General features: G+C 71.5%; 24 protein-coding genes and 2 riboswitches. Of the genes, 14 read left to right on the top strand and 10 right to left on the bottom strand.

The genetic code is table 11. The annotated features are described in order from the left end of the window. Positions 1-148 precede the first annotated feature (148 nt). Positions 149-502: an iron-sulfur cluster insertion protein ErpA gene (erpA, locus tag ABT048_RS19005; RefSeq protein WP_316520866.1), complete on the top strand. Its 354-nt coding sequence runs from the start codon at positions 149-151 to the stop codon at positions 500-502. Between the two features lie 139 nt (positions 503-641). Here the strand turns inward: erpA and ABT048_RS19000 are convergent, their stop codons facing one another. Further along, positions 642-1,325: a hypothetical protein gene (locus tag ABT048_RS19000; protein ID WP_350522556.1), complete on the bottom strand. Its 684-nt coding sequence runs from the start codon at positions 1,323-1,325 to the stop codon at positions 642-644. A 103-nt stretch (positions 1,326-1,428) separates the two neighbouring features. Then, entirely contained in the window at positions 1,429-1,635 is a 207-nt protein-coding gene (locus tag ABT048_RS18995) for a hypothetical protein (RefSeq protein WP_350522555.1), read from the bottom strand. A gap of 280 nt (positions 1,636-1,915) precedes the next feature. On the opposite strand from ABT048_RS18995, the gene ABT048_RS18990 reads away from it, so the two are divergent. Next, the gene (locus ABT048_RS18990; RefSeq protein ID WP_350522554.1) at positions 1,916-2,893 is read left to right on the top strand and encodes a carbohydrate kinase family protein; all 978 of its coding nucleotides are present in this window, start codon (positions 1,916-1,918) and stop codon (positions 2,891-2,893) included. On the opposite strand, the gene ABT048_RS18985 is transcribed toward ABT048_RS18990, so the two are convergent. After that, complete coding sequence (locus ABT048_RS18985; RefSeq protein ID WP_350522553.1) at positions 2,886-4,346, bottom strand: cysteine desulfurase/sulfurtransferase TusA family protein; 1,461 nt, start codon at positions 4,344-4,346, stop codon at positions 2,886-2,888. The two genes, ABT048_RS18990 and ABT048_RS18985, sit on opposite strands and share 8 nt — an antisense overlap. A gap of 315 nt (positions 4,347-4,661) precedes the next feature. Here ABT048_RS18985 and ctaC point away from each other — a divergent pair, with 315 nt between their 5' ends. The 4 genes from ctaC (at position 4,662) to ABT048_RS18965 (ending at position 9,134) form a co-directional block, all read left to right on the top strand. Further along, a complete protein-coding gene (gene ctaC / locus ABT048_RS18980) occupies positions 4,662-5,516 on the top strand; it encodes an aa3-type cytochrome oxidase subunit II (RefSeq protein ID WP_350522552.1) in 855 nt (284 codons plus the stop codon). Beyond that, positions 5,513-7,288, top strand: a complete 1,776-nt coding sequence (ctaD, locus tag ABT048_RS18975; RefSeq protein ID WP_350522551.1) for an aa3-type cytochrome oxidase subunit I — start codon at positions 5,513-5,515, stop codon at positions 7,286-7,288. The genes ctaC and ctaD overlap by 4 nt, the downstream gene beginning before the upstream one ends. Next, complete coding sequence (locus ABT048_RS18970; protein ID WP_350522550.1) at positions 7,288-7,707, top strand: cytochrome c oxidase subunit 4; 420 nt, start codon at positions 7,288-7,290, stop codon at positions 7,705-7,707. The genes ctaD and ABT048_RS18970 overlap by 1 nt, the downstream gene beginning before the upstream one ends. Positions 7,708-7,877: 170 nt before the next feature. Next, positions 7,878-9,134 carry a L,D-transpeptidase gene (locus tag ABT048_RS18965; protein ID WP_350522549.1) on the top strand — a complete coding sequence of 419 codons (1,257 nt, stop codon included), beginning with the start codon at positions 7,878-7,880 and terminating at the stop codon, positions 9,132-9,134. A gap of 61 nt (positions 9,135-9,195) precedes the next feature. Here the strand turns inward: ABT048_RS18965 and ABT048_RS18960 are convergent, their stop codons facing one another. From ABT048_RS18960 to ctaE, 5 genes are all read right to left on the bottom strand, one after another. Next, positions 9,196-9,567, bottom strand: a complete 372-nt coding sequence (locus tag ABT048_RS18960; RefSeq protein WP_350522548.1) for a GntR family transcriptional regulator — start codon at positions 9,565-9,567, stop codon at positions 9,196-9,198. A 111-nt stretch (positions 9,568-9,678) separates the two neighbouring features. Beyond that, the gene (gene qcrB, locus ABT048_RS18955) at positions 9,679-11,337 is read right to left on the bottom strand and encodes a cytochrome bc1 complex cytochrome b subunit (protein WP_350522547.1); all 1,659 of its coding nucleotides are present in this window, start codon (positions 11,335-11,337) and stop codon (positions 9,679-9,681) included. Continuing rightward, positions 11,334-12,383 (bottom strand): cytochrome bc1 complex Rieske iron-sulfur subunit, encoded by a 1,050-nt coding sequence (gene qcrA / locus ABT048_RS18950; RefSeq protein ID WP_350522546.1) that lies wholly within the window; start codon positions 12,381-12,383, stop codon positions 11,334-11,336. Before qcrA ends, qcrB begins: the two co-directional genes overlap by 4 nt. Positions 12,384-12,391: 8 nt before the next feature. Then, complete coding sequence (gene qcrC, locus ABT048_RS18945; RefSeq protein WP_350522545.1) at positions 12,392-13,201, bottom strand: cytochrome bc1 complex diheme cytochrome c subunit; 810 nt, start codon at positions 13,199-13,201, stop codon at positions 12,392-12,394. Between the two features lie 187 nt (positions 13,202-13,388). Then, positions 13,389-14,009: an aa3-type cytochrome oxidase subunit III gene (ctaE, locus tag ABT048_RS18940; protein ID WP_350522544.1), complete on the bottom strand. Its 621-nt coding sequence runs from the start codon at positions 14,007-14,009 to the stop codon at positions 13,389-13,391. 396 nt (positions 14,010-14,405) lie between these two features. Between ctaE and ABT048_RS18935 the strand changes: the two genes are divergently transcribed. The 3 genes from ABT048_RS18935 to ABT048_RS18925 all read left to right on the top strand — a co-directional run bounded on the left by ABT048_RS18935 (position 14,406) and on the right by ABT048_RS18925 (position 17,677). After that, positions 14,406-14,831 (top strand): response regulator, encoded by a 426-nt coding sequence (locus ABT048_RS18935; protein ID WP_350522543.1) that lies wholly within the window; start codon positions 14,406-14,408, stop codon positions 14,829-14,831. Positions 14,832-14,950: 119 nt separating this feature from the next. Continuing rightward, entirely contained in the window at positions 14,951-16,027 is a 1,077-nt protein-coding gene (gene trpD, locus ABT048_RS18930) for an anthranilate phosphoribosyltransferase (protein ID WP_350522542.1), read from the top strand. Positions 16,028-16,136: 109 nt separating this feature from the next. Beyond that, a riboswitch (SAM riboswitch) is annotated at positions 16,137-16,255 on the top strand. Positions 16,256-16,306: 51 nt separating this feature from the next. Further along, positions 16,307-17,677 carry an aminotransferase class V-fold PLP-dependent enzyme gene (locus ABT048_RS18925; protein WP_350522541.1) on the top strand — a complete coding sequence of 457 codons (1,371 nt, stop codon included), beginning with the start codon at positions 16,307-16,309 and terminating at the stop codon, positions 17,675-17,677. Between the two features lie 38 nt (positions 17,678-17,715). Here the strand turns inward: ABT048_RS18925 and ABT048_RS18920 are convergent, their stop codons facing one another. Together ABT048_RS18920 and ABT048_RS18915 are read right to left on the bottom strand one after the other, a co-directional pair. Continuing rightward, positions 17,716-17,997 carry an Lrp/AsnC family transcriptional regulator gene (locus ABT048_RS18920; protein ID WP_189915153.1) on the bottom strand — a complete coding sequence of 94 codons (282 nt, stop codon included), beginning with the start codon at positions 17,995-17,997 and terminating at the stop codon, positions 17,716-17,718. Positions 17,998-18,038: 41 nt separating this feature from the next. Further along, positions 18,039-18,821, bottom strand: coding sequence for a rhomboid family intramembrane serine protease (locus ABT048_RS18915; RefSeq protein WP_350522540.1), 783 nt, complete (start codon positions 18,819-18,821; stop codon positions 18,039-18,041). Between the two features lie 201 nt (positions 18,822-19,022). On the opposite strand from ABT048_RS18915, the gene ABT048_RS18910 reads away from it, so the two are divergent. The 5 genes from ABT048_RS18910 (at position 19,023) to ABT048_RS18890 (ending at position 25,090) form a co-directional block, all read left to right on the top strand. Then, on the top strand, positions 19,023-19,286 hold the full coding sequence (locus ABT048_RS18910; protein ID WP_350522539.1) for a hypothetical protein: 264 nt from the start codon (positions 19,023-19,025) through the stop codon (positions 19,284-19,286). Positions 19,287-19,659: 373 nt separating this feature from the next. After that, the gene (locus tag ABT048_RS18905) at positions 19,660-20,961 is read left to right on the top strand and encodes an NYN domain-containing protein (protein ID WP_350522607.1); all 1,302 of its coding nucleotides are present in this window, start codon (positions 19,660-19,662) and stop codon (positions 20,959-20,961) included. A 200-nt stretch (positions 20,962-21,161) separates the two neighbouring features. Next, positions 21,162-22,199, top strand: coding sequence for a C40 family peptidase (locus ABT048_RS18900; RefSeq protein WP_350522538.1), 1,038 nt, complete (start codon positions 21,162-21,164; stop codon positions 22,197-22,199). 336 nt (positions 22,200-22,535) lie between these two features. Then, positions 22,536-22,689, top strand: a riboswitch (cyclic di-AMP (ydaO/yuaA leader). 10 nt (positions 22,690-22,699) lie between these two features. Beyond that, on the top strand, positions 22,700-23,821 hold the full coding sequence (locus ABT048_RS18895) for an NlpC/P60 family protein (RefSeq protein ID WP_350522537.1): 1,122 nt from the start codon (positions 22,700-22,702) through the stop codon (positions 23,819-23,821). A gap of 222 nt (positions 23,822-24,043) precedes the next feature. After that, positions 24,044-25,090, top strand: a complete 1,047-nt coding sequence (locus tag ABT048_RS18890; protein WP_350522536.1) for a C40 family peptidase — start codon at positions 24,044-24,046, stop codon at positions 25,088-25,090. Positions 25,091-25,093: the final 3 nt, after the last annotated feature.

Genomic DNA, 25,093 nt, shown 5'->3' with positions numbered 1-25,093 from the left:
GGGAGCGTAGGGGACGCGGGTGGCACACCCGGCCCACGGAAATCAGCCGCACATCAGGCCAGCAAATTCGTCGCCGCCCGGGAAATGAAACCGGACGGCCGTTGGTTGGCACTGGCGGTAGACCGTCGTCAAGACCGGGAGAAAGCAGATGACCGTCCAGGACGAGACCACCGTCGAGAGTGGCATCCTCCTCACCGATGCCGCCGCGGCCAAGGTCAAGGCCCTGCTGGAGCAGGAAGGCCGCGAGGACCTCGCGCTGCGCGTCGCCGTCCAGCCCGGTGGCTGCTCCGGCCTGCGTTACCAGCTGTTCTTCGACGAGCGCTCGCTCGACGGCGACGTGATCAAGGACTTCAACGGCGTCAAGGTCGTCACCGACCGGATGAGCGCCCCGTACCTGGGTGGCGCCACCGTCGACTTCGTCGACACCATCGAGAAGCAGGGCTTCACGATCGACAACCCGAACGCCACGGGCTCCTGCGCCTGCGGCGACTCGTTCAGCTAAGCCTGCTGCGAAGAGGCGGCCCCGGGTGCTCCCGGGGCCGCCTTTTTCGTTGCCCGCGTTCCCGCGTTCCCGCGCTGCTCGCGTGCGCCGAGCGCGGCCGGGGCCTGCGGGGGCCCCGGCGGCCGACTCACACCGGCTGCTACTGGCCGGCCACGTCCGGGGTCACCGGGTCCGGCCCGGCGTGCGGGTCGGCGTCCAGCGGCACCTCCTGGCCGCTGGTCTTGTCGACCACCGTCCGCCCGGCCAGCGGCGAGCGCAGATCGGCCGACACCGACTGCCGCTTGGCCAGCGCGTTGCAGACCTGCCCCGGGCCCACGGTGGGCGGTCCCGTCACGACCAGGACGTCCACCCGGCCCGGCTGCGACTCGTCCGCCTTCAGCGCGTACTTCGTGCAGACCCCGCCGAAGAAGTAGACGGTCAGCTTGGTGGTGCCGTCCACCCGGTAGGCCACCGGCGGATGCGCGGGTGAGCCCGAGCCGTTCGGGTTCGGCTCGCCCGGCGCGATCCCGTTCACCGGGGGAGTGCCCGGCGTCGGCTGCCCCGGGGCGGGCGAGGCCAGGGTGGGGGAGAAGTCGGTCGGCGGCGTCTGCGGCTTGCCGGTGTCCGCGGGGCTCCCCGTCGCGGTGGCGGACGCGCCGCCGGAGGGCGTCGGGGCCTGCGGGGAGGCGCTCGCCGAGGCCGAGCCGCCGGCCGTGGCACTCGCCGAGTCCGAGGCGGGCTTGCCGTCCCCGTTGCACCCGGCCACCGTCACCACCGCCGCCAGCGCGAGGGCCGCCAGGGCCGCCGTCCGCCGACCCCGCCGCGGCATCGTCTCCAGATCCATCTGCACATCCTCCCGAGAGCTCAGCGGTGCCGCCTCCTCGGCCGCTCCGCGCGGATGTGACGTGCCCCGGGCGGATCCGGTTCCGCGTCGCTCCGGGAACGGCTCAGAAGCCGTACTCGGCCATCCCGGCGACCACCCGCTGCGCCCCGGACGGGACCCGGAAGCCGACGGGTGAAGGGGCGCTGGTCTCCGGGCCGGGCGTCAGCAGCGGCCAGAACCGGAGCAGCCGCCGGGAGGAGTCCAGCAGGGCGTCGAGGGTCTCGCCGTCCTCGGCCCGCAGGCCGGGCAACGGGGAGTGGTCGGTCATCATCGGGCATCGCTCCGATCGAGTGCCGTGGCCGCGCTGCCACGGTCGACGTCGGGGCCCACCCGCACGGCGGGCCTCCTGAGGCCGACCCTAGGCCGGGCCTCGCACCGCCCACCAGTGCTACCCGGAGGTAGTACACGTTCGACGGCAAGGGGTGCCACCATGGCCGTGCGGGGCGGCAACTTGCGGGACTCTTGCCGGTTCGCGGCCCGGAGCCCGGTACCGTGGGTGGGTTCGTCCGCGCCTGTCCGCTGGCCCTGAAGCCACCCTGAGGAGACCTTCCGTGCGTATCGCCGTCGCCGGCTCGATCGCCACCGACCACCTGATGACGTTCCCCGGCCGGTTCGCCGACCAGCTCGTCGCCGAGCAGCTGCACACGGTGTCGCTGTCCTTCCTGGTCGACACCCTGGACATCCGCCGCGGCGGGGTCGCCCCGAACATCGCCTTCGGCATGGGTGTGCTCGGACTGCGCCCGATCCTGGTCGGCGCCGCCGGCGCGGACTTCGCCGAGTACCGCAGCTGGCTGGAGCGCAACAACGTGGACTGCGAGTCCGTCCACATCTCCGAGACCCGGCACACGGCCCGCTTCATGTGCACCACGGACGAGGACCACAACCAGATCGCCTCGTTCTACACCGGCGCCATGGCCGAGGCCCGCAACATCGAGCTGAAGCCGATCGCCGACCGCGTCGGCGGCCTGGACCTCGTCCTGATCGGCGCCGACGACCCGCAGGGCATGGTCCGCCACACCCAGGAGTGCCGCACCCGCGGCTACGCCTTCGCCGCCGACCCCTCCCAGCAGCTGGCCCGCCTGGAGGGCGACGACATCCGCGAGATCGTGGACGGCGCCGCGTACCTCTTCACCAACGAGTACGAGGCCGCGCTGATCGAGACCAAGACCGGCTGGGACGCCGAGGAGCTGCTCACCCGCGTCGGCACCCGGATCACCACCCTCGGCAGCAAGGGTGTCCGGATCGAGCGCAAGGGTGAGGCGCCGATCGTGGTCGGCTGCGCCCAGGAGGAGGCCAAGGTCGACCCGACCGGCGTCGGCGACGCCTTCCGGGCCGGCTTCCTCACCGGCCTGTCCTGGGACCTCGACCTGGAGCGCTCCGCCCAGCTCGGCTGCATGCTCGCCACCCTGGTCATCGAGACCGTCGGCACCCAGGAGTACGAGCTGCGCCCGGCCGGCTTCCTGAAGCGCTTCGAGGAGAGCTACGGCGCCGAGGCGGCCGCCGAGGTCCGCGCGCACCTGGTCAAGTAGTCCGCCGCACGACGAGGTAGGCCGAGCCCCGGTCGCCGCCGTAGTCGGCGGCCGGGGCCTCGCCCGCGTACTCGTGCCCGCGCATCCCGCACCAGGCCGGGATGTCCAGCCGGGCCGCCTCGTCGTCGGCCAGCACGGCGACCGTGCCGCCCTGCGGCACCTCGCCGATCCGCTTCGCCAGCTCGATCACCGGCAGCGGGCACCGCTTGCCCAGGGCGTCGATGACGAGCAGGGCGGAACCCTCCTGCGCGGCGGCCGCCGCCGGCACCGGGAGGTCCAGCCCGAGCGGTGCCCGGACACCGGCCACCAGCTCCGGCAGCACCGCGAGGAAGCGCTCCACGTCCGCCTCGGCCGTCCCGTACGGCAGCGAGACCCGGACGTTCCCCTCGGTGAGCACCCCCATCGCCGCCAGCACGTGGCTGGGCGTCAGCGTGGAGGAGGTGCAGGAGGAGCCGGAGGAGACCGCGAAGCCCGCCCGGTCGAGCTCGGTGAGCAGCACCTCGCCGTCCACGTACAGGCAGGAGAAGGTGACGATGTGCGGCAGCCGCTGCACCGGGTCGCCGACCACCTCGACCTCGGGCACCAGCTGCGGCACCCGGGCCCGGATCCGCTCCACCAGTGCGTGCAGCCGGGCGTTCTCCTGCTCGGCCCCGGCCCGGACGGCGCGCAGCGAGGCGGCCGCGGCCACGATCGCCGGGACGTTGACGTAACCGGGCACCCGGCCGCCCTCGCGCTCGTCGGCCGGCAGCGGCGAGGAGTAGCGCACGCCCTTGCGCACCGCCAGCACCCCGACCCCGGGCGGGCCGCCCCACTTGTGCGCGCTCGCGGTCAGCAGCGACCAGCCCGCGGGGACGTCCACCCGCCCGGCGCTCTGCGCGGCGTCCACCAGCAGCGGGACGCCGGCCGCGGCGCACAGTTCCGCGACCTCGCCGACCGGCTGGACCGTTCCCACCTCGTGGTTGGCGCTCTGCAGCGCGGCCAGCGCGGTGTCCGGGCGCAGCAGCGCGCCGAAGGCCGCCGGGTCGACCCGGCCGCCCCGGTCCACCGGTACGACCGAGGCCTCGCCCCCGCCCGCCGTGTGGCGCTCGGCGACGTGCAGCACGCTGGAGTGCTCCACCGCGGAGTGCACCAGGTGGCCGCCGCGCCGGCGGTTGCCGGCCAGGGCGCCGAGCAGGCCGAGCTGGACGGCCTGCGTCCCGCTCGCGGTGAAGGCGATCTCGTCGGCCCGCGCGCCCAGGACCTCGGCGACGGTCTCGCGGGCGGCGTCCAGCAGCATCCGGGCCTGTCGGCCGGAGCGGTACAGCCGGGCCGGATCGGCCCAGCCCTCGTCCAGGGCGGCGGTCAGTGCCTGCCGCGCGACGGGGTGCAGGGGGGCCGTCGAGGCCGCGTCGAAGTACACGGTCACATTTAACGACACACCCGACGCGCGTTCCGGCCCGATCGCGCGGCTCACCCGCCGTCAGTCGATCACGCCGAATGTCCGCTTCATCCGTGTCCGACGGGTCGTCACGGACGTTGTCCGAGGTCATCCCCCGATCGGGCGTACGGACCTCGAATGCCTACGATGACCTGCGGCGCAGCCCTTGCCGGGCCTGATCGGGCGACCGGGCGGCGCGTTACCGGGGGCTGCCCGTCAGGAGCGCATAAGGCTGGAGTAGGGTTTGGCCCGCATAAGCATTCAAACCGTGCCCGTGGACGGGTCGCCGGGGAGGCTCACACTCCTCCCCGGGGCGACGCGAAGGCGGGCGAGACTTCGGGAAGGCGCTACGTGAGTCCCAACGGCTCCGACCGCTCGCCGCGGCGCACGATGCGGCGGAAGCTGCCTCAGGCGCTGGCACTGGGCCTCGTCATCGCGACCGCCACCGGCTGCTCGGCCAACGACCTCCCCAGGCTTGGCCTCCCGAGCCCCGTCACCGAGGAAGGGCCGCTGGTCCTCCGCATGTGGCAGGGGTCCTGGATCGCGGCGCTGGTGGTCGGCGGACTGATGTGGGGTCTGATCATCTGGAGCGTGATCTTCCACCGGCGCAAGCGCACCGGTGTGGAGGTACCTCCGCAGACCCGGTACAACGTGCCCATCGAGGCGCTCTACACCGCGGTCCCCATCATCATCGTCTCGGTGCTCTTCTACTTCGTCGCCCGCGACGAGGCCAAGTTGACCTCCACCTCCGAGAAGCCGCAGCACTACGTCAACGTGGTGGGCTTCCAGTGGAGCTGGGCGTTCAACTACGAGAACACCGAGAACCCCGACCCGGCCAACAAGGACGCCGCGTTCGAGGTCGGTACCCCCGGGAGCGTTCCGACGCTCTGGCTGCCGGTCAACGAGTCGGTGCAGTTCCGGCTCACCTCGCGTGATGTCATCCACGACTTCTGGCCCGTCAACTTCCTGATGAAGATGGACGTCGTGCCGGGCGTGGTGAACAAGTTCGAGGTCACCCCGAACGTCAAGGGTGAGTACATGGGCAAGTGCGCCGAGCTCTGCGGCACCGACCACTCGCGCATGCTGTTCAACGTCAAGGTCGTCGACCGCGCCGACTACGACAAGCACCTGGCCGAGCTTCGCGCCAAGGGCCAGAACGGTGCGGTGCCCTCCGGCCTCATCGGCATGGGAAGTGAAGAGAAGTGACCATCCTCAACGAGCCCGCCGCAGCAGGCGGGGGCGCCGATGCCGTCACGGTCGGGGCGCAGCGGACCCGGAAGCCGGGTTCGACCATCATCAAGTGGCTGACCACCACTGACCACAAGACGATCGGCACGCTGTACCTGGGCACGTCGTTCGCCTTCTTCCTGATCGGTGGCATCCTCGCCCTGGTCATGCGCGCCGAGCTGGCTCGTCCCGGGACCCAGATCCTGTCGAACGAGCAGTTCAACCAGGCGTTCACGATGCACGGCACGATCATGCTGCTGATGTTCGCGACGCCGCTGTTCGCGGGCTTCGCGAACTGGATCATGCCGCTGCAGATCGGCGCCCCGGACGTGGCCTTCCCGCGTCTGAACATGTTCGCGTACTGGCTGTACCTCTTCGGTTCGACCATCGCGGTGGCGGGCTTCGTGACCCCGAACGGCGCCGCCGACTTCGGCTGGTTCGCCTACTCCCCGCTGTCGGACGCGGTGCACTCGCCCGGCGTCGGCGGCGACATGTGGATCATGGGTCTGGCCTTCTCCGGCTTCGGCACGATCCTCGGTGCGGTCAACTTCATCACCACGATCATCTGCATGCGCGCCCCGGGCATGACGATGTTCCGGATGTCGATCTTCGTCTGGAACGTCCTGCTGACCTCGGTGCTGGTCCTGCTGGCCTTCCCGGTCCTGGCCGCCGCGCTGTTCGCCCTGGAGGCCGACCGCAAGTTCGGCGCCCACGTCTTCGACCCGGCCAACGGCGGGGCGCTGCTCTGGCAGCACCTGTTCTGGTTCTTCGGTCACCCCGAGGTGTACATCATCGCGCTGCCGTTCTTCGGCATCGTGTCGGAGATCATCCCGGTCTTCAGCCGCAAGCCGATGTTCGGTTACTCCGGTCTGATCGCGGCCACCATCGCGATCGCCGGTCTGTCCGTGACGGTGTGGGCGCACCACATGTACGTCACCGGGCAGGTACTGCTGCCGTTCTTCTCGTTCATGACCTTCCTGATCGCGGTCCCGACCGGTGTGAAGTTCTTCAACTGGGTCGGCACCATGTGGAAGGGCTCGCTGAGCTTCGAGACCCCGATGCTCTGGACGGTCGGCTTCCTGGTCACCTTCCTCTTCGGTGGTCTGACCGGTGTCCTGCTGGCCTCCCCGCCGATCGACTTCCACGTCTCGGACTCGTACTTCGTCGTCGCCCACTTCCACTACGTGGTCTTCGGCACCGTCGTGTTCGCGATGTTCGCCGGCTTCCACTTCTGGTGGCCGAAGATGACCGGCAAGATGCTGGACGAGCGCCTCGGCAAGATGACCTTCTGGACGCTGTTCTTCGGCTTCCACGCCACCTTCCTGGTGCAGCACTGGCTCGGCGCGGAGGGCATGCCCCGCCGCTACGCCGACTACCTGGCCGCGGACGGCTTCACCACGCTGAACACCGTCTCGACCATCGGCTCCTTCGTGCTCGGCCTGTCGATCCTGCCGTTCCTCTACAACGTCTGGAAGACCGCCAAGTACGGCGAGAAGGTCACCGTGGACGACCCGTGGGGCTTCGGCCGCTCGCTGGAGTGGGCGACCTCCTGCCCGCCGCCGCGGCACAACTTCCTCACCCTGCCGCGGATCCGCTCCGAATCCCCGGCCTTCGACCTCCACCACCCGGAGATCGCCGCGCTGGACTACCTGGAGAACCACGGTGAGCCGGCCAAGCACCTCGCCGGTGTGACCCCGGCGAAGTACGACGCCCCGAAGCTGGGCAAGGGCAAGCAGGAGGGTGACGCCTGATGAAGGAACAGGGAAAGATCTTCCTGGGCCTGTCGGTCTTCGTGCTGGCGATGGCCATCACGTACGGCCTGTGGACCAACAACGCCGAGGGCCCGGGTCTGGAGGCCGCCGGTACCACCGCGCTGTTCCTGGCCTTCGCGCTCTGCGCCTTCATCGGGTACTACCTCGCCTTCACCGCCCGCCGGGTGGACAGCGGCGCGGGTGACAACCCCGAGGCCGAGGTCGCGGACGACGCCGGCGAGCTGGGCTTCTTCGCCCCGCACAGCTGGCAGCCGCTCTCGCTGGCGCTCGGTGGCGCGCTCGCCTTCCTGGGCGTGATCTTCGGCTGGTGGCTGATGTTCTGGGCCGCTCCGATCATCCTGATCGGCATCTTCGGATGGGTCTTCGAGTTCTACCGGGGCGAGAACCAGAACCAGTAGGGTTCCGCATCCGACACCAGGGCCGGTCCTCCCGCACGGGAGGACCGGCCCTGGTGCGTCTCCGGGGTGACGGCCTCACTCAGCCGGGTGAACGAGGGGTCCCTCGGATGTCGCTCTGCCAGCAGGCGTTCCTACGATCTGATCAATCGTGCGAACCCCCGGAGGCGGTCATGGCCGACAGGCACGGAATCGCAGGCATAGGCAGCATCTCGCTCGCCCTCGCAGTACTGGCCCCGCTGGCCGCCTGCTCGTCCGGTGACGACGAGTCCGCCGGGCCGCACCGGATCGACGCGGCCCCGCTGGTCCACCTCTCGGCGGACGGCCAGGTCGATCCCTCCCAGCCGATCACCGTGACGGCCGTGCAGGGCAGCCGGCTCACCGACGTCACCGTGGTCGGCCCGGACGGCCGGGTGGTCGCCGGCAAGCTCGCCGACGACCAGCGCAGCTGGCAGACCACCGGCCGGCTGAAGGCCGCCACCACGTACTCCGTCCGCATCTCCGCCGACGACGGCAAGGGCGGCCGCGGCGACACCACGGCCGGCTTCAGCACCGTCGCGGCCCAGCGCCTGCTCACCGCCAAGCTCGGCCCGGACTCCTCCGGCAGCGGTGTCTACGGGGTCGGCCAGCCGCTCACCGTGCAGCTCTCCGAGGCGGTGAAGGACCCGCAGGCCCGCCAGGAGGTCGAGCAGAGCCTGACCGTGACCTCCCAGCCCGCCGTCACGGGCGCCTGGTACTGGGTGGACGACAAGGACCTGCACTTCCGGCCGGAGGACTACTGGCCGGCCGGCACGACCGTCGCGCTGGCCTTCGACGCCACCGGCAGCCGGATCTCGGACGGCCTCTACGGCGGCGACCGCAGCGCGCTGAAGCTGCGGATCGGGGCGCGGGTCGAGTCGGTGGTCGACGCGGCCGCCCACGAGCTCACCCTGAAGCGTGACGGCGAGGTCGTGCGGACCATCCCGGTCACCACCGGCAAGCCCGGCTTCGACACCCGCAACGGCATCAAGGTGGTGCTCGGCCAGGAGCAGTCCGTCCGGATGAGCGGCGAGACCATCGGCATAGCCGCCGGCAGCTCGGAGTCGTACGACCTCGACGTGAAGTGGGCCACCCGGGTGACCTGGAGCGGCGAGTACGTGCACGCGGCACCCTGGTCGGTCGGCTCGCAGGGCGTCGCGAACGTCAGCCACGGCTGTACCGGCATGAGCACCGACAACGCCAAGTGGTTCTACGACAACACCCGGGTGGGGGACCTGGTGACGGTGGTGAACAGCCAGGGCGCCGCGATGGAGCCGTTCGGCAACGGCTTCGGGGACTGGAACGTCGCCTGGACGGACTGGGTCAAGCACAGCGCCGTCGGACAGCCCCTCAGCACCACGGTTCCGGCCGGTCAGGCCCCCGCCGCGGGGATGATCCGCCCCGAGGTCTGACCGGGGCAGTGCCGGGCCCGTGCGGACCCGTGCGGGGCCCGTCCGGGCCCCGCACGGGCCGTCAGGCCTCCGGGTAGGCCAGCCCCAGCGCGGTGACCACCGCGGCCACGGCGTCCGCGTGGGAGAGCCCGAGGCGGCTCGCGCGCTCGGCGTACTCGGCGGCGGCCGCGGCGGCCAGCCGGTGCGCGCTGTCCCCGGTGGCGGCGATCAGGGTGCCGCGCCGGCCGTGGGTCTCCACCACGCCGTCCGTCTCCAGCTCCCGGTACGCCCGGGCGACGGTGCCGGCGGCCAGCCCCAGCTCCTCGGCCAGGGCCCGTACGGTGGGCAGCTTCAGCCCGGTGGGCAGCTCCCCGGTGCGGGCCCGCTCCGCGATCTGGGCGCGGATCTGCTCGTACGGCGGCGTGGCGGAGGCGGTGTCGACGGAGAGCTGCACGGGAGGCTCCTGGAGACGCGGTCGGGGACGGGCCGGCGGATGCGGAAAGGCCGAGGGCCGCCGACCAGACGAACTCTGGTCAGCGGCCCTCGGGGTGACGCGGGTACGGGATCAGTGGTGGCCGTGGCCGCTGGTGATCTCGTGGTGCTCCTCGGCGGTCGGCTTGGGGATCTGGCCGCCCTCGCCGTAGTAGCCGCGGGACAGCTTGGCCCGGGTGCGGGTGAGGACGCCGGCCTTGCGGGCCACGCCGTTCTCGTCCGCCTGGGCCGGCAGCTCGACCGGCTGGTTCTGCTCGTGCGCGGTGAGCTTGAACAGGTCCTTCTGCGGCAGCTGCGCGTGCACCTCGACGAACTCGCCGTGCGGCAGGCGCTTGATGACGCCCGTCTCGCGGCCGTGCAGCACCTTCTCCTTGTCACGGCGCTGGAGGCCGAGGCACCAGCGCTTGGTGACGATGAAGGTGATGACCGGGACGACGAAGAAGCCGACGCGGACGAAGTAGGTGATCGAGTTGATCGACAGGTGCAGGTGGGTGGCGAACAGGTCGTTGCCACCACCGATCAGCAGCACCAGGTACAGGCTGATCCAGGCGGCACCCAGGGCGGTGCGGACCGGGGCGTTGCGCGGGCGGTCCAGGATGTGGTGCTCGCGCTTGTCGCCGGTGATCCAGCCCTCGATGAACGGGTAGACCGCGATCGCGACCAGGACCAGCGGGAAGATCATCAGCGGGACGAAGACACCCAGGTTCAGGGTGTGGCCCCACAGGCTGATCTCCCAGCCCGGCATGACGCGGATCAGACCCTCGGAGAAGCCCATGTACCAGTCGGGCTGGGCGTCCGTGGACACCTGGTCCGGGCGGTACGGGCCGTAGGCCCAGATCGGGTTGATCGAGGCGATCGCCGAGATGGCGGCGATCAGACCGAACACCAGGAAGAAGAAGCCACCGGCCTTGGCCATGTAGACCGGCATCAGCGGCATGCCGACGACGTTCTTCTCGGTCTTGCCCGGGCCCGCCCACTGGGTGTGCTTGTGGTAGAAGACCAGGATCAGGTGCGCCACCAGCAGGCCGAGCATGATGCCCGGGATCAGCAGCACGTGGATGGTGAAGAACCGCGGGATGATGTCGTGCCCGGGGAACTCGCCGCCGTACAGGAACATCTGCAGGTAGGTGCCGACCAGCGGGACGGCGAGGATCGCGCCTTCCATGAAGCGGATACCGGTACCCGACAGCAGGTCGTCCGGCAGCGAGTAGCCGAAGAAGCCGTCGAACATGCCCAGGACCAGCAGCAGGAAGCCGAAGACCCAGTTGATCTCGCGGGGCTTGCGGAACGCGCCGGTGAAGAACACGCGCATCATGTGCACGAGCATCGCGGCCACGAAGACCAGCGCGGCCCAGTGGTGGATCTGACGGATCAGCAGGCCACCGCGGACCTCGAAGCTGATGTCGAGCGTCGACGCGTAGGCCTCGGACATGCCGATGCCCTTGAGCGGGACGTACGACCCGTTGTAGATCACCTCGCCCATGGAGGGCTTGAAGAACAGCGTCAGGTAGACACCGGTCAGGATGATGATGACGAACGAGTAGAGGCAGATCTCGCCCAGCATGAAGGACCAGTGGTCCGGGAAGATCTTCCGCAGGTTGGCCTTGGCGAGGGAGTAGATCCCCAGCCGGCCGTCCGTCCAGTCAGCCGCGGCCTCCCACTTGTTGGCGGGCTTGGCACGCGTGCTGGACGGCTTGGCGGCACCGGTCGTGGTGCTGCTCGCGCTACTCATCGAGCACGCTCCCAGAAGCTCGGGCCGACGGGCTCCGCGAAGTCGCCGGTGGCGACCAGGTTGCCCTTGTCGTCAGTGGTGATCTTCAGCTGCGGCAGCGGGTGGCCGGCCGGGCCGAAGATGACGCGCGCGCCGTCCGCCAGGTCGAAGGTCGACTGGTGGCAGGGGCAGAGCGCGTGGTGGGTCTGCTGCTCGTACAGGCTGATCGGGCAGCCGACGTGGGTGCAGATCTTCGAGTAGGCCAGGATGCCCTCGAAGCCCAGCTCCTTGGAGTTGTCGTCCTTGATGTCCTCCGGTGCGATGCGCACCAGCATCAGGGCGTCCTTGGCGATCCGCTGCTGGAAGTCCTCGTCGTGGGTGCTCAGGCCCTCGGGCATGGCGAAGGTCAGCGAGCCGATGGCGACGTCCTGCGGCTTCAGCGGCAGCATGGTGTTCATGTTGACCAGCTGCAGCGGCTTGGCCGGAGTCGCCTCCTTCCAGCCGGTCTCCTGGAGCTTCTTCTCCGGGAGCGGGCCGAGGTCGCGGAGCAGGACCACGCCGGAGAGCGGGACCAGCGCCATCGAACCGATGAGGGTGTTGCGGATCATCTTGCGGCGGCCGAAGCCGGACTCGGCGGCGCCGGTCTTGAACTGCTCGATGACGTCCGCGCGGACCTCGTCGTCGGCCTCGATCGGGTGACGCTCGGCCGGCAGCTCGACGTCCGACATCAGGGTGCGGGCCCAGTGGACCGCGCCCGCGCCGATCATGAAGAGCGCGACGCCCAGGGTCAGACCCAGCGCGAAGTTCAGCGCGCTGACGTGACCCAGCGGGAAGATGTAGACGATCTTGTCCGGGTCGATGGCCACGTACGAGGCGATGAAGCCGACGGTGGCGAGCATCGAGATCACGAACATCAGCGAGACCTGGCGCTCGGCGCGCCGGGCGGCCTTCTCGTCGATGTCGGTGCGACGGGGCTCGTGGGCCGGCAGGCCCGGGTCGGCGAACGGGTTGCCGTGCTCGGCGACCTCGCCGGCGGAGCCGTGCGACTCCGGGAGGTTCTCTGACATGTCGTGGCTCATGACTTCTTGGCCTTGGTGGTGTGGGCGGCGACCCAGATCGCGACCGCGATGAGCGTGCCAAGACCGAAGATCCAGCCGAACAGGCCCTCGGTCACCGGACCGAGGCTGCCGAGCGTGAGACCCCCGGGGTTGGGCTCGTCGCTGGTGGTGTGGCGGACGAAGGCCACGATCTGCTTCTTCTGCTCCTCGGGCATGGTGGTGTCCGGGAACGACGGCATGTTCTGCGGGCCGGTCTGCATGGCCTCGTAGATGTGCTTGGGATCCACGCCCTCCAGCGACGGGGCGTACTTGCCCTTGGTCAGGGCACCACCCTGGCCGGCGAAGTTGTGGCACTGGGCGCAGTTGGTGCGGAACAGCTCGCCACCCTTGGAGATGTCCTCCGGGTTGGTCGAGGTGTACTGCTCCTCCGTCGGGGTCACCGGGCCGGGACCGAGGGAGGCGACGAAGGCGGCGAGCTGGTCGATCTCGGCCTGGGTGTAGATGGCCTTCTTGCGCGGCACCTGGGCGCCGGGCTGCTGGGCCGGCATGCGGCCGGTGCCGACCTGGAAGTCGACGGCGGCGGAACCGACGCCGACCAGGCTCGGACCGTCACTGCTGCCCTGGCCGTTCAGGCCGTGGCAGGAGGAGCAACCGACGGCGAAGAGCTTCTTGCCCTCATCGATCGCGAGCGACTGCGCGGCGACGTCGGCCTGCGCCTTGTCGGCGGGAGCGAACGCGGCGTACAGCCCCCCGGTTGCCGCCAGGGCGAGAAGTAGGACGACCAGCGCCGCCAATGGGTGGCGCCGTCGTGCGGAGAGCTTTTTCACGGAATAACCCCGGTGTCAGGATCTGGTCGACTGGTGGGTGCACCCGGCGGCCGGTCTGGCCGGCACGAGGCTGCCTGTCTAGGGCTGCGCGCGCGGTCGGTCGGTGGGAGCGTCGGCACCGGCAGAAGCGGCCCGTCGCCGGTGAGGGCGGGGGCCGCAGCCGGTGGCCAGCGACCTGATCAGCTGGTTACTTGATCAGGTAGATGGTCGCGAACAGGCCGATCCACACGACGTCGACGAAGTGCCAGTAGTACGACACGACGATCGCGGCGGTGGCCTGCTCGTGCGTGAAGCGCTTGGCTGCGTACGTCCGTCCCAGGACCAGCAGGAAGGCGATCAGACCACCCGTCACGTGCAGGCCGTGGAAGCCGGTGGTCAGGTAGAACACCGTGCCGTACGGGTCGGAGGACAGCGACAGACCATCCTTCTTGACCAGCTCGGTGTACTCGTAGACCTGGCCGCCGATGAAGACCGCGCCCATGACGAACGTGATGATGAACCACATGCGGAGCTTCTTCACGTCACCGCGCTCGGCGGCGAACACGCCGAGCTGGCAGGTGAGCGAGGAGAGCACCAGGACCGTGGTGTTGACCGAGGAGAACGCCACGTTGAGGGCGTGGGCCTTCTCGGTCCAGAACTCGGCTCCCTTGACGGAGCGGAGCGTGAAGTACATCGCGAAGAGGGCCGCGAAGAACATCAACTCGGAACTGAGCCAGACGATCGTTCCGACGCTGACCATGTTCGGCCGGTTGACCGATCCGTGCGCGTGCCCGGTTTCTACTGCTGTTGCTGTCGCCACGACGGACATTATGTCGGTCCCTTATTCCGTCTTCACGCCGGGGGGTGTCCCTCGGAGTGTCCGGTGCGTGCGGTATGCCCGCTTGGGGGCCGACGGGGTGGGTGTACGGGGGCTGAGCAGCGGCGTGTCCCTTTTCTGACGGTTCCTCGGGGCACTCTACGACCCCGTTGCCCGGCGCGTCGATGCACGGTCGGAGCAGCGGCCGGAGGTAGGGGAGCGGGCCGGGGGTCGGCCGTACGGGTGGACCGGGCGGGTCCGGGTGACGGGCAGTCCTCCAGGAGGGTGAGACCGGGGCGCGGCGGCTTGAGGAGGAACGTGCGCGAGGGGCACTCGGCGGAGGGTGATCGGGAGTAGCATCCGGATCAGGCGAACGTGGTCCGGATCACACTTGAGGGAGCAGGGTCCATGGCGTACACGACCGATGAGACGCTCACCGTCCTCGTCTACAGCGACGACCGCAACACCCGCGAGCAGGTGCTGACGGCACTCGGCCGTCGGCCCGCCGAGGATCTTCCGGAGCTGTCCTACCTGGAGTGCGCGACCACCCCGGCGGTGCTCAAGGCGCTGGAGAAGGGCGGCGTGGACCTCTGCGTGCTGGACGGCGAGGCGGTCCCGGCCGGCGGGCTGGGGCTCGGGCGCCAGCTGAAGGACGAGATCTACGGCTGCCCGCCGGTGCTGGTGCTGATCGGCCGGCCGCAGGACTCCTGGCTCGCCGCCTGGAGCCGGGCCGACGCCGCGATCTCCCACCCGGTGGACCCGGTGGCGCTGGCCGAGGCGGTCGCCACGCTGCTGCGGGCCCGGCTGGCCAAGCGGGCGCCGGCCGCCCGCTGAGCGGCGGTGTCTCAGTACTAGAGAAGACGGGGCCCTGGGGGCCCTGCCGCTCGATAGGCTGGCTCCATCCGTACGGACGCCCCCCGGAGCGGGGGGACAGACGACAGCTGGAGTCAGCCATGGTGAACGTGAACCCTGCGAACGGCGGTAGCGACCCCGCGCAGGTGGTCCGCTCCTGGCCGGATCTCCTGACGGCCCTGTTGAAGGGGGAGGACCTCGACCGCTCGTCCACCGCGTGGGCGATGGACCGGATCATGAGCGGCGAGGCCTCCCCCGCCCAGGTGGCCGGCTTCATGATCGCGCTGCGGTCCAAGGGCGAGACGGTCGACGAGGTCACCGGTCTGGTCGACGCGATGTACGCGCACGCCGAGCCGCTGGACATCGCCGGCCCGGCGGTGGACATCGTCGGCACCGGCGGCGACCGGGCGAAGACCGTCAACATCTCCACGATGTCGGCGATCGTCGCGGCGGCGGCCGGTGCCAAGGTGGTCAAGCACGGCAACCGGGCCGCCTCCTCCTCCACCGGGTCCTCGGACGTGCTGGAGAAGCTCGGGGTGGCGCTGGACCTCTCCGCCCGGCGGGTCGCCGAGGTGGCCGAGGAGGTCGGCCTCACCTTCTGCTTCGCGGCGAAGTTCCACCCCTCGATGCGGCACGCCGCCACCGCGCGGCGCGACCTCGGGGTGCCGACCGCCTTCAACATCCTCGGCCCGCTGACCAACCCGGCCAAGGTCACCTCCCACGCCATCGGCTGCTTCGACACCCGGCTGTCCGGGCTGATCGCCGGGGTGCTCGCCCGGCGCGGCTCGACGGCGCTGGTCTTCCGCGGCGACGACGGGCTGGACGAACTGACCATCACCACCACCTCACGGGTGTGGGTGGTGCGCGACGGGGTGGTCACCGAGACCTCCTTCGACCCGCGGGAGGTCGGCATCGAGCTGGTCGGCATCGAGTCGCTGCGCGGCGGGGACCCGGCGTACAACGCGGAGGTCGCGCGCCGTCTGCTGGCGGGCGAGCGCGGGCCGGTGCGGGACGCCGTCCTGCTGAACACGGCGGCGGCGCTGGTCGCGCTCGACCTGGGCGACGCGCCGCTGGCCGAGCAGCTCGCGGCGGGCATGGCGCGGGCGGCGGAGGCCATCGACTCCGGCGTCGCACAGGAGCTGCTGCGGCGCTGGTCGGAGGCCACCAGCCGTAGCTGAAGCGGTGGTTGGGAGCCCGTGCCGGAAACGCCGGCGCGGGCTCCCCGGCTGTCCGGATGGTGGATGCCCGTTTGACCGCCCGCCGGACGCGACCCTAGAGTCGGCGCCAGGTCATGAGTGACAGCGTCAAGCCCCAGCTTGCTGTCCGGCAACCCTCCGTCCGTGGCGGGGTGCCCTGGGTGAGGACCGGGTCGCCACGGCAAACCGTCCGTGCGACAAGCGCGGACACCCGACGAGTGGCACTCCCGGGGTCCCAGGCCCCTGAAGGAGTGCATCCTCATGTCCTCTCTCGCCACCGAGACCACCGCCCCGCTCGCCGTGCTCGGCTCCGACGTCCAGGTCCCGCTCGCCAGCGGTGAGAAGGTCGGCTACGCGGCGCTCGACTACGCGGCCAGCGCGCCGGCACTGCAGCGGGTCTGGGACGACGTCGCGGCCTACGCGCCGTACTACGGCAGCGTGCACCGCGGCGCCGGGTACCTCTCGCAGCTGTCCACCGACCTCTTCGAGCAGAGCCGCCGCACCGTCGCCGAGTTCCTCGACCTGCGCGAGGGCGACCAGGTCGTCTTCACCCGGGCCACCACCGACTCGCTCAACCTGCTGGCCGCCGCCGTGCCGGCCGGCACCCGGGTGTTCGCCTTCGAGACCGAGCACCACGCCTCGCTGCTGCCCTGGGCGCACGCCGGACTGGACGTGACCTACCTGCGCGCGCCGCGCTCCCGGGCCGAGGCGGTGGCCGCCCTGGACGCCGCGCTCGCCGAGGCGCCCGAGGGCCCCAAGCTGCTCTGCGTCACCGGCGCCTCCAACGTGACCGGCGAGCTGTGGCCGGTCGCCGAGCTGACCGGGACGGCGCACCGGCACGGCGCCCGGGTGGTGCTGGACGCGGCCCAGCTGGCCCCGCACCACCGGGTCTCGGTGCGCGAGCTGGACGTCGACTGGATCGCCTTCTCCGGCCACAAGATCTACGCGCCGTTCGGCGCCGGGGTGCTGGCCGGCCGGGCGGACTGGCTGGACGCGGCCGAGCCGTACCTGGCCGGCGGCGGGGCGACCCGCACGGTGGCCCGGGAGACGGACGGCTCGGTGGCCGTGCAGTGGCAGACCGGCCCGGCCCGGCACGAGGCCGGCTCGCCGAACGTCATCGGCGCCTACGCGATCGCCTCGGCCTGCCGCGCCCTGGGCGAGGCCGGCTTCGACGCCCTGGAGGTCCGTGAGCGGCAGCTGGTCGACCGGCTGACCGCCGGGCTGGCGGAGGTCCCGCAGGTCAAGGTGCTGAACCTGTTCGGCGCCGGCTCGGCCCGGGTGGGCGTGCTGTCCTTCGTCGTCCGGGGCTGGAACAGCTCGCACTTCTCGGCCGCACTGTCCGCCGAGTACGGCATCGGGGTGCGCGACGGCCTCTTCTGCGCCCACCCGCTGGTGCGCACCCTGCTGGACGACGAGGCCACCGCCGTCGAGTCCAGCTGCGGCGCTCCGGACCCCTCGCTGCCGGGCGAGCGCAGCCTGAACGCCATCCGGGTCAGCTTCGGCGCCGGGACCCCGGACGAGCACATCGACCGCTTCCTCACCGCCGTCCGCGAGCTGGTCACGGACGGCGCGGCGTGGAACTACCGCAACGAGGGCGGGCGTTGCGTCGCGGACACCCGCCGGGAGGGCTGAGCCCGCGCGCGTCGGGAGGGCTGAGCCCGGGGGCCCCGCTACTCGTCCAGGCCGAGGGCGAAGGCCGCCTCCAGGTCGTGCTGGGAGTAGGTGCGGAAGGCGATCTGGGTCTCGGTGTGGGCCACGCCGGGGACCTTGTTGAGCCGGCCCGGGATGACCTCGGCCAGGTCGTCGTGGCGGCGCACCCGGACCATCGCCACCAGGTCGTATCCACCGGTCACCGAGTACACCTCGCTGACGCCCTCGATGGAAGCGATGGCCTCGGCGATCTCCGGGATGCGGTCGACACTGGTCTTGATCAGGACGATGGCGGTGATCACTGTTCGCGCTCCTTTGTGGGGTGCCGCCAGCGTATCGGGCGTCAGCCGGGCCGTCTCGGGGGGTGGCGGACCACCGTGCAGGTGTAGAGGAAGCCGGCCGAGAAACCGATCACGTGGACCAGGTAGGCCACCCCCGGGCCCGCCGAGTGCACCGACCACCACTGCAGCGCGAACCAGAGGCCGAGCACCAGCCAGGCCGGGAAGCGCAGCGGCAGGAAGAACAGCAGCGGGACGAGGGTGGTCACCCGGGCGCGCGGGTGGAAGCGCAGGTAGGCGCCCAGGACGGCGGAGATCGCGCCGGAGGCTCCGATGAGCACCCGCGTGCAGTCCGGCGAGTGCGCCTCCGCGAGCGCGAAGCCGTACGTGGCCAGGCTGCCGGCGGCCAGGTAGAAGACGGCGTACCGGGCCCGGCCCAGCCGCCGCTCGACGGTGGGGCCGAAGACGTGCAGGAAGAGCAGGTTGCCCAGCAGGTGCAGCCAGCCGGCGTGCACGAAGAGGCCGGTGAGGGCGGACAGGGCCGGGTGCTTGCCCGGGGTCGGGGCGGCCGGGCAGCCGGGGACCGGGTCGGGGGCCTCGGTCAGCTGTTCGGCGGTGAGCGGCCGCCCGGTCAGCAGTTCGGCCGGAACGGCGCCCCAGCGCTGCTCGTACCGCTGCTCCGCGCAGACCCGGGCCGGGCCGGTGCCGTACAGCGGATTGAGCCCGGCGGCCGGGCCGAGGAGGAAGACCAGGGTGTTGACCGCGATCAGCGCGTAGGTGACCGCCGGGGCGGCCACCTCCGGCCGGCCGCCCCGCGCGGCGGTGTGGTCGGGGGCCGCGAGCGCCATGCGGCCAAGCATCCCTCCGGGCGCCGCAGGTGACACGGCGGTTTACGGCAGGTGGACTAGCCCCGCTATTCCGCTGACCGGTGGTCGCGATGGTTGCCCCAGGCAATAGGCTTGGGGCGGGCATTCCCGCCTCCCGCCGCCGACGCCGGGGCTCCGGGGGGAGCGCCTAGCCCACGCAGGGACCACCCGAGAGGACCCCCGATGACCGTCCCCGCCCTGACTGCCGAGACGCGCTGGCGCTGCACCCTGTGCGGAAACCTCACCCGGTTCGACGTGACCCGCACGGCGCGGGTGACCGAGTTCCTGCACTTCGACCTGGCCGGCGACTCCAAGGTCGAGGAGACCGAGGTGCTGAGCGAGACCGTCGAGTCGGTGCGCTGCCGCTGGTGCAACGCCGTCGACCAGGTCGAGCTGGTGGCCCGTCCGGGTGCCGAGGGCGCGGAGGCCCCGGCCGAGCAGGGCTGATGCCCGCGGGTGCGGCGGGCGGCGCGCGGCGCGCCCGTCCGCCACACCGGACAATACGGAACAAGACGCACGGGGCGTGACGACGGGGGGTCGCGGCCGTACCCCGCCGGAGAACAGGATCGGAGCCGAGGACGTGGTGGACGCAGCGAAGGAGCCCGGCGAAGCGCAGGGGCTTCGGCCCGCTGCGCAGGCGCAGGTGCCGGACGCCGGGACGGGACCGGCGGAGGGCGCTGCGTCCGGAGCCGTCGACGCGGCGGCCGGCGGACCCGATGCCGTCGGGGCGCAGACCGCTCCGTCCGACCCGGCAGACCCGGCAGACCCGGCCGAGTCCTCCGACGCCTCCGGGGCCGCGTCGGAGCGCGGCGCCGAGAAGCTGGACCGGCCGCTGCCCGAGGGAGTGCGCCGACGGGTGGTCGGGCTGGCCTCGGACGCGCTGGGCGGACTGCCGCCGGGCGAACTCCCGCAGAGCCTGCGTCAGTACGTGAAGTTCACCCCCGCGCGGCGCGCCAAGTACGCGGCCACCGCGCTGGCGGCCGCGCTGGAGGCGGAGCCGGCCTTCCGGGTGCGGATAGCGGAGCGGCTGCGGCTGGGACAGCCGGACCTGGTGAGGGCGCTGGAGTCGGGCAGCGTCCCCGGCGCCGCCGATCCGATGGACGTCGCGGCCGCCGCCTACCTGGTGCGCTCGGCGGGCTGGAGCCGGCTGGTCGCCGAGGCCGGCGAGGAGGCCGAGCGGGCCGGCGCCGAGGACGCGGCCGCGGAGGCGACCCGGCTGGTGGAGAAGCTGCAGGCCGAGCTGGCCGAGGTGCGGGCCACCGCGCGGGCGGACCTGGACCGGCAGCGCGTGGAGTTCGAGGGCGTCCGGCGGGAGGCCGAGTCGCTGCGCAAGAAGGTGCGGTCGCTGGAGAGCGACACCCGCCGGGCGCAGGCCGAGACGCGTCGGGTGGCCGGGGAACTGGAGGCGGTGAGGGCCCAGGGCGCTGCCGAGCGCAGCGCGGCCGAGACCGAGGCGCGGCGGCTCAAGCACCGGCTCTCGGAGCTGGAGAACGCCGCCGAGCAGGGCCGCCGGTCGGCCCGCGAGGGGCGCAGCGTCGAGGACATGCGGCTGCGGCTGCTGCTGGACACCGTGCTGCAGTCGGCCCAGGGTCTGCAGCGGGAGCTGGCGCTGCCGGTCGCCCAGATCCGCCCGGCGGACCTGGTGGAGGCGGTGGTGCCGGGCGCGGCCTCGCCGCACGACGTGGCGCGGCGCGGGCTGGCCGAGGACGACCCGGCGCTGCTGGACCAGCTGCTGGCGATCCCGCAGGTGCACCTGGTGGTGGACGGCTACAACGTGACCAAGACCGGTTATCCGACGCTGCCGCTGGAGCAGCAGCGGATCCGGCTGCTGGGCGGGCTGGCGATGCTGGCCCAGCGCACCCAGGCGGAGGTCACCTGTGTGTTCGACGGCCAGGACCTGGACGTTCCGGTGATCATGGCGCCGCCGCGCGGGGTCCGGGTGCGGTTCAGCCGGACCGGGGAGACCGCGGACGAGCTGATCCGCCGTCTGGTGCGGGCCGAGCCGCAGGGCCGTCCGGTGGTCGTGGTTTCCGCCGACCGGGAGGTTGCGGAGGGCGTGCGGAAGGCGGGCGCGCGCCCGGTGGCGTCGGTGCTGCTGCTGAACCGGCTGGCGCGGCCCTGAGCGTCGGCCCGCTAGGATGACACCTGGTCAGCGCCGCGTCCACGACCGTGTGCGGGTGCGGTGAAGCCGGTGTGGTGAACGGGGTTCACGCCTTCGGGGGAGTGGCAAAGCGGATAGATCCGCACTAGGGTCTGGCGTCAAACCTATTTTCCGGTTCCTCATCCGATCGGGTGAGTCCGTTGGAAGAAGGAGCCGGTCCCTTGGCCTCCCACCGCCGTCCCAAGCAGCCGAGCCGCGCGCGGATCTCCGTGCTCACCGCTGCCGCTGCGACCGCGGTCGCCCTCTCCGCCCAGGTGGCCGCGCACGCCGCGCCGCAGCCGAACAAAACGGACGTCAAGGCGCAGATCGACCAGCTCCAGGAGGAGCAGGAGCAGGCGGCCGAGAAGTACAACGGCGCCAAGGAGCGGGCCGACCAGCTGCGCAAGCAGGCCGACCAGCTGCAGGACCAGGTGGCCCGCGGCCAGGAGCAGATGACCCAGCTGCAGGGCGGCCTGGCCGAGGTGGCCGGCGACCAGTACCGCAGCGGCGGCATCGACCCGTCCGTCCAGCTGATGCTCTCCTCCGACCCGTCGGGCTACCTGGAGAAGGCCTCGACGGTCCAGCAGGCCAGCGCCACCCAGGCCGAGGCGCTCAAGTCGCTGCTGGACGAGCAGCGCCGGCTGGACCAGGAGAAGACCGAGGCGGCCGCCGTGCTGGCCTCGCTGGACAGCACCACCAAGGACCTGAACCAGGCCAAGGCGGACGTCAACACCAAGCTGCAGGCCGCCCAGGACCTGCTGAACTCGCTCAGCGCCGCCGAGCGCACCGCGCTGAAGGCCCAGCAGGCGCAGGACGACCGGGCCTCGCGCGGCAGCGACCGGGTCGACCTGAGCAACCTGCCGCCGGCCAGCGGGTACGCCGCGGTGGCCGTCGCCAAGGCGATGAGCAAGCAGGGCTCGCCGTACGTGTGGGGCGCCACCGGTCCGAGCACCTTCGACTGCTCCGGCCTGATGCTCTGGGCGTACGGCCAGGCCGGCGTCTCGCTGCCGCGCACCTCGCAGGAGCAGGGCCACTACGGCACCGCGGTGCCCGGACTGGCCGCGGCCCAGCCCGGCGACCTGGTCATCTACGGCGGCGACATGCACCACGTCGGGATGTACATCGGCAACGGCATGGTGGTCCACGCGCCGCACACCGGTGACGTGGTGAAGGTGATGAAGGCCGACGCGATGCCGATCAACACCATCCGCCGGGTCTGACGGCCCGACACCCTCCGGGGGCCCTTCCGGGCCCCTGTGATCCGCGCCACCTCCGACGGGGTGGCGTTCGGGTTTTCGACCGTTTCGCGAGCGGCGGGTGAGACCTGATCAGCCTTGCGTACGGTCGTGATCACCATCGGTCATTTTCACAAAAGAACTTGGGTAATCTTCCGTCTTTTTTCTGACAAGGATTTGAACCGATCACGGTTCAGTTACTAGGGTCGTGCCTCGAACCACCGCACTGTCGATCACCCAGCCAGGGTGGCGGCGGTGGTTACCGCCGAGTTCGCGAGGCAGCGGGGCAGGTCGAAGCGACTGCCCGACAGGGGAGCCCAGTGGTCGGGGGCGCTGCGGAGCGGAGCCGGGGAACCACGTTCCTCCGGGGTGAATCGGCGCCAGGTCGGCCGCTGGAACGGCCGTGAGGCGTCGTAGGGCATGCTTCCGGCCCGAACCCGTCAGCTCACCCGGTAGGCGGACGTAGGAAGAAGGAGCCCGCCTTCGTGGCGTCCCATCGTCGTCCCAAGCCAGCAAGTCGCGCCCGGGTCTCGATCCTGACCGGTGTCGCCGCCGCTGCCGTCGCCCTCTCCGCGCAGTCCGGCGCCCACGCCGACCCGCAGCCGACCAAGGACCAGGTCAAGGAGCAGGTCGACCAGCTCAACGAGCAGGCCGAGGTGGCGACCGAGCAGTACAACGCCGCCCAGGAGAAGCAGCAGACCCTGGAGAAGCAGGTCTCCGGCCTGCAGGACCAGGTGGCCCGTCAGCAGGCCCAGGTGACCGAGCTGCAGGGCGGACTCGCCGAGATCGCCGGGGAGCAGTACCGCAACGGCGGCATATCCCCGACCGTCCAGCTGATGTTCTCGTCCAGCCCGGACAACTTCCTCAACCAGGCCGGTGCGCTGAACCAGGCCGGTGACACCCAGAAGAACCAGCTGAAGCAGCTCCAGGAGCAGCAGCGCAAGCTCGACCAGGACCGCACCGAGGCCCAGGGCAAGCTCGCCGAGCTGGAGTCGACCACCCAGCAGCTGAAGGCCTCCAAGGACGAGGTCCAGGCCAAGCTGAAGGCCGCCCAGGACCTGCTCAACACCCTGACCGAGCAGGAGCGCCAGGCGCTGCGCGCGGCCGAGGAGAAGGCCGCCGCCGACGCCAAGGCCCAGGCCGACGCCGCCGCGAAGGCGCAGCAGAACGCCGACCGCGCCTCGCGCGACAACAGCCGCACCGACCTCTCCACGCCGTCGTCCACGCCGGCCGGCAAGCTCCCGGCCCCGGGCAGCTCGCGCGGTGCCGCCGCGCTCTCCGCCGCCGCCTCCAAGGTCGGCAGCCCGTACGTGTGGGGCGCCACCGGCCCGAGCTCCTTCGACTGCTCCGGCCTGATGGTCTGGGCGTTCAACCAGGTCGGCGTGTCGCTGCCGCGCACCTCGCAGGAGCAGGCCCACGCCGGCACCCGGATCGGCACCGACCTGTCCCAGGCCCAGCCCGGCGACCTGCTGATCTTCTACGGGGACGCCCACCACGTCGGCATCTACGCCGGCAACGGCCAGGTGCTGCACGCCCCCAAGCCGGGTGCGTCGGTCCGCTACGAGGCCGTCACCAACATGCCGCTGAGCGGCATCGTGCGGGTCTGACCCCGTTCGGCTCCTCGCAGGCCCGGTCTTCCACCACGGAAGGCCGGGCCTGCGGCGTTGGCGGCTGCTCGGGCTGATGTCCGATTGAGGGTCAAATATTCGGGTCCGTAGGGGTTTGGACTCGCTTGCCCGGACTCGCTAACGTCTGCCACCGGACTCCCGCTCGACGGCCGCCCGCCACGGGCGGCCGCGGGGCCGCGCCGCAGGATTGGAGCCGCTGCCGTGCTTGTGCACCGCCGTTCCCAACTGCTCGCCCGTGCACTGGTGCTGACGGCGGCCGCCACCACCGCGCTGGGCGTGGCGACCGGCGGCGGCGCCCACGCCGCCCCCGGCAGCCCGGACCCGGCCGACCGCAAGGACGTCCAGGCGCAGGTCGAGCAGCTCTACGACGAGGCCGAGCAGGCGTCCGAGCAGTACAACGCCGCACAGGAGGCCCAGCGCCGGCTCCAGGGAGAGACCACGATCCTGCAGGGCGAGATCGCCGTCGCCCAGGACCAGCTCAACGAGCTGCGCGGCGACCTGGCGACCGTCGCCGGGGCCGAGTACCGCGGCGGCGGGATGACCCAGACCGCCCAGCTGATGCTGTCCCCCGACCCGGAGGGCTACCTCGCCCGCGCCCGCACCATGGGGCAGGCGTCGCAGCGGCAGCAGGAGACGCTGCACGAGCTGGTCACCCGCCAGCGGCGGCTCGACCAGCGGCGGACGGAGGCCACCGGAAAGCTCGCCGAGCTCGACCAGGCCCGCCGCTCGCTCGCCGACGGCAAGCAGCAGATCCAGCAGCGGCTGGCCAGGGCGCAGAAGCTGCTCAACGGCCTCGACGCCGCCGAGCGGGCCAGGATGACCGCCCAGGACGCCCGGGACGCCGAGCAGCGCGCCACCCGCGGCACCGACCGGCTGGACCTCGGCACCGCCCCGCCCGCCTCCGAGCGCGGGGCGGCCGCGCTGGCCGCCGCGGTGCGCATGATCGGCTCGCCGTACGTCTACGGAGCCACCGGGCCCCGCGCGTTCGACTGCTCCGGTCTGATGTACTACAGCTGGCGGCAGGCCGGAGTGACCCTGCCGCGCACCTCGCAGGCCCAGGCGTACGCCGGCCGGCGGATCGACCTTTCCGAGGCGCGACCGGGAGACCTGGTGATCTTCTACCGGGACATGCACCACGTCGGCATGTACGCCGGCGGCGGTGTGATCGTGCACGCCCCCTACCCGGGCGCCAAGGTCCGCTACGAGAGCGTCAACGCCATGCCGGTCTCGGGGGTGGTCCGGCTCTGAGCG

It is taken from the genome of Kitasatospora sp. NPDC096140 (genome assembly GCF_040303045.1).
Classification (GTDB): domain Bacteria; phylum Actinomycetota; class Actinomycetes; order Streptomycetales; family Streptomycetaceae; genus Kitasatospora.
This window is presented reverse-complemented; position numbering and strand designations above follow the sequence as displayed.

Bases quoted from the DNA above. Each gene is read 5' to 3' on its own strand.
- erpA (WP_316520866.1), top strand. From the start codon at position 149: ATGACCGTCCAGGACGAGACCACCGTCGAGAGTGGCATCCTCCTCACC.
- ABT048_RS19000 (WP_350522556.1), bottom strand. From the start codon at position 1,325: ATGGATCTGGAGACGATGCCGCGGCGGGGTCGGCGGACGGCGGCCCTG.
- ABT048_RS18995 (WP_350522555.1), bottom strand. From the start codon at position 1,635: ATGATGACCGACCACTCCCCGTTGCCCGGCCTGCGGGCCGAGGACGGC.
- ABT048_RS18970 (WP_350522550.1), top strand. From the start codon at position 7,288: ATGAAGGAACAGGGAAAGATCTTCCTGGGCCTGTCGGTCTTCGTGCTG.
- ABT048_RS18965 (WP_350522549.1), top strand. From the start codon at position 7,878: ATGGCCGACAGGCACGGAATCGCAGGCATAGGCAGCATCTCGCTCGCC.
- qcrB (WP_350522547.1), bottom strand. From the start codon at position 11,337: ATGAGTAGCGCGAGCAGCACCACGACCGGTGCCGCCAAGCCGTCCAGC.
- qcrA (WP_350522546.1), bottom strand. From the start codon at position 12,383: ATGTCAGAGAACCTCCCGGAGTCGCACGGCTCCGCCGGCGAGGTCGCC.
- ctaE (WP_350522544.1), bottom strand. From the start codon at position 14,009: ATGTCCGTCGTGGCGACAGCAACAGCAGTAGAAACCGGGCACGCGCAC.
- ABT048_RS18935 (WP_350522543.1), top strand. From the start codon at position 14,406: ATGGCGTACACGACCGATGAGACGCTCACCGTCCTCGTCTACAGCGAC.
- trpD (WP_350522542.1), top strand. From the start codon at position 14,951: ATGGTGAACGTGAACCCTGCGAACGGCGGTAGCGACCCCGCGCAGGTG.
- ABT048_RS18925 (WP_350522541.1), top strand. From the start codon at position 16,307: ATGTCCTCTCTCGCCACCGAGACCACCGCCCCGCTCGCCGTGCTCGGC.
- ABT048_RS18915 (WP_350522540.1), bottom strand. From the start codon at position 18,821: ATGGCGCTCGCGGCCCCCGACCACACCGCCGCGCGGGGCGGCCGGCCG.
- ABT048_RS18910 (WP_350522539.1), top strand. From the start codon at position 19,023: ATGACCGTCCCCGCCCTGACTGCCGAGACGCGCTGGCGCTGCACCCTG.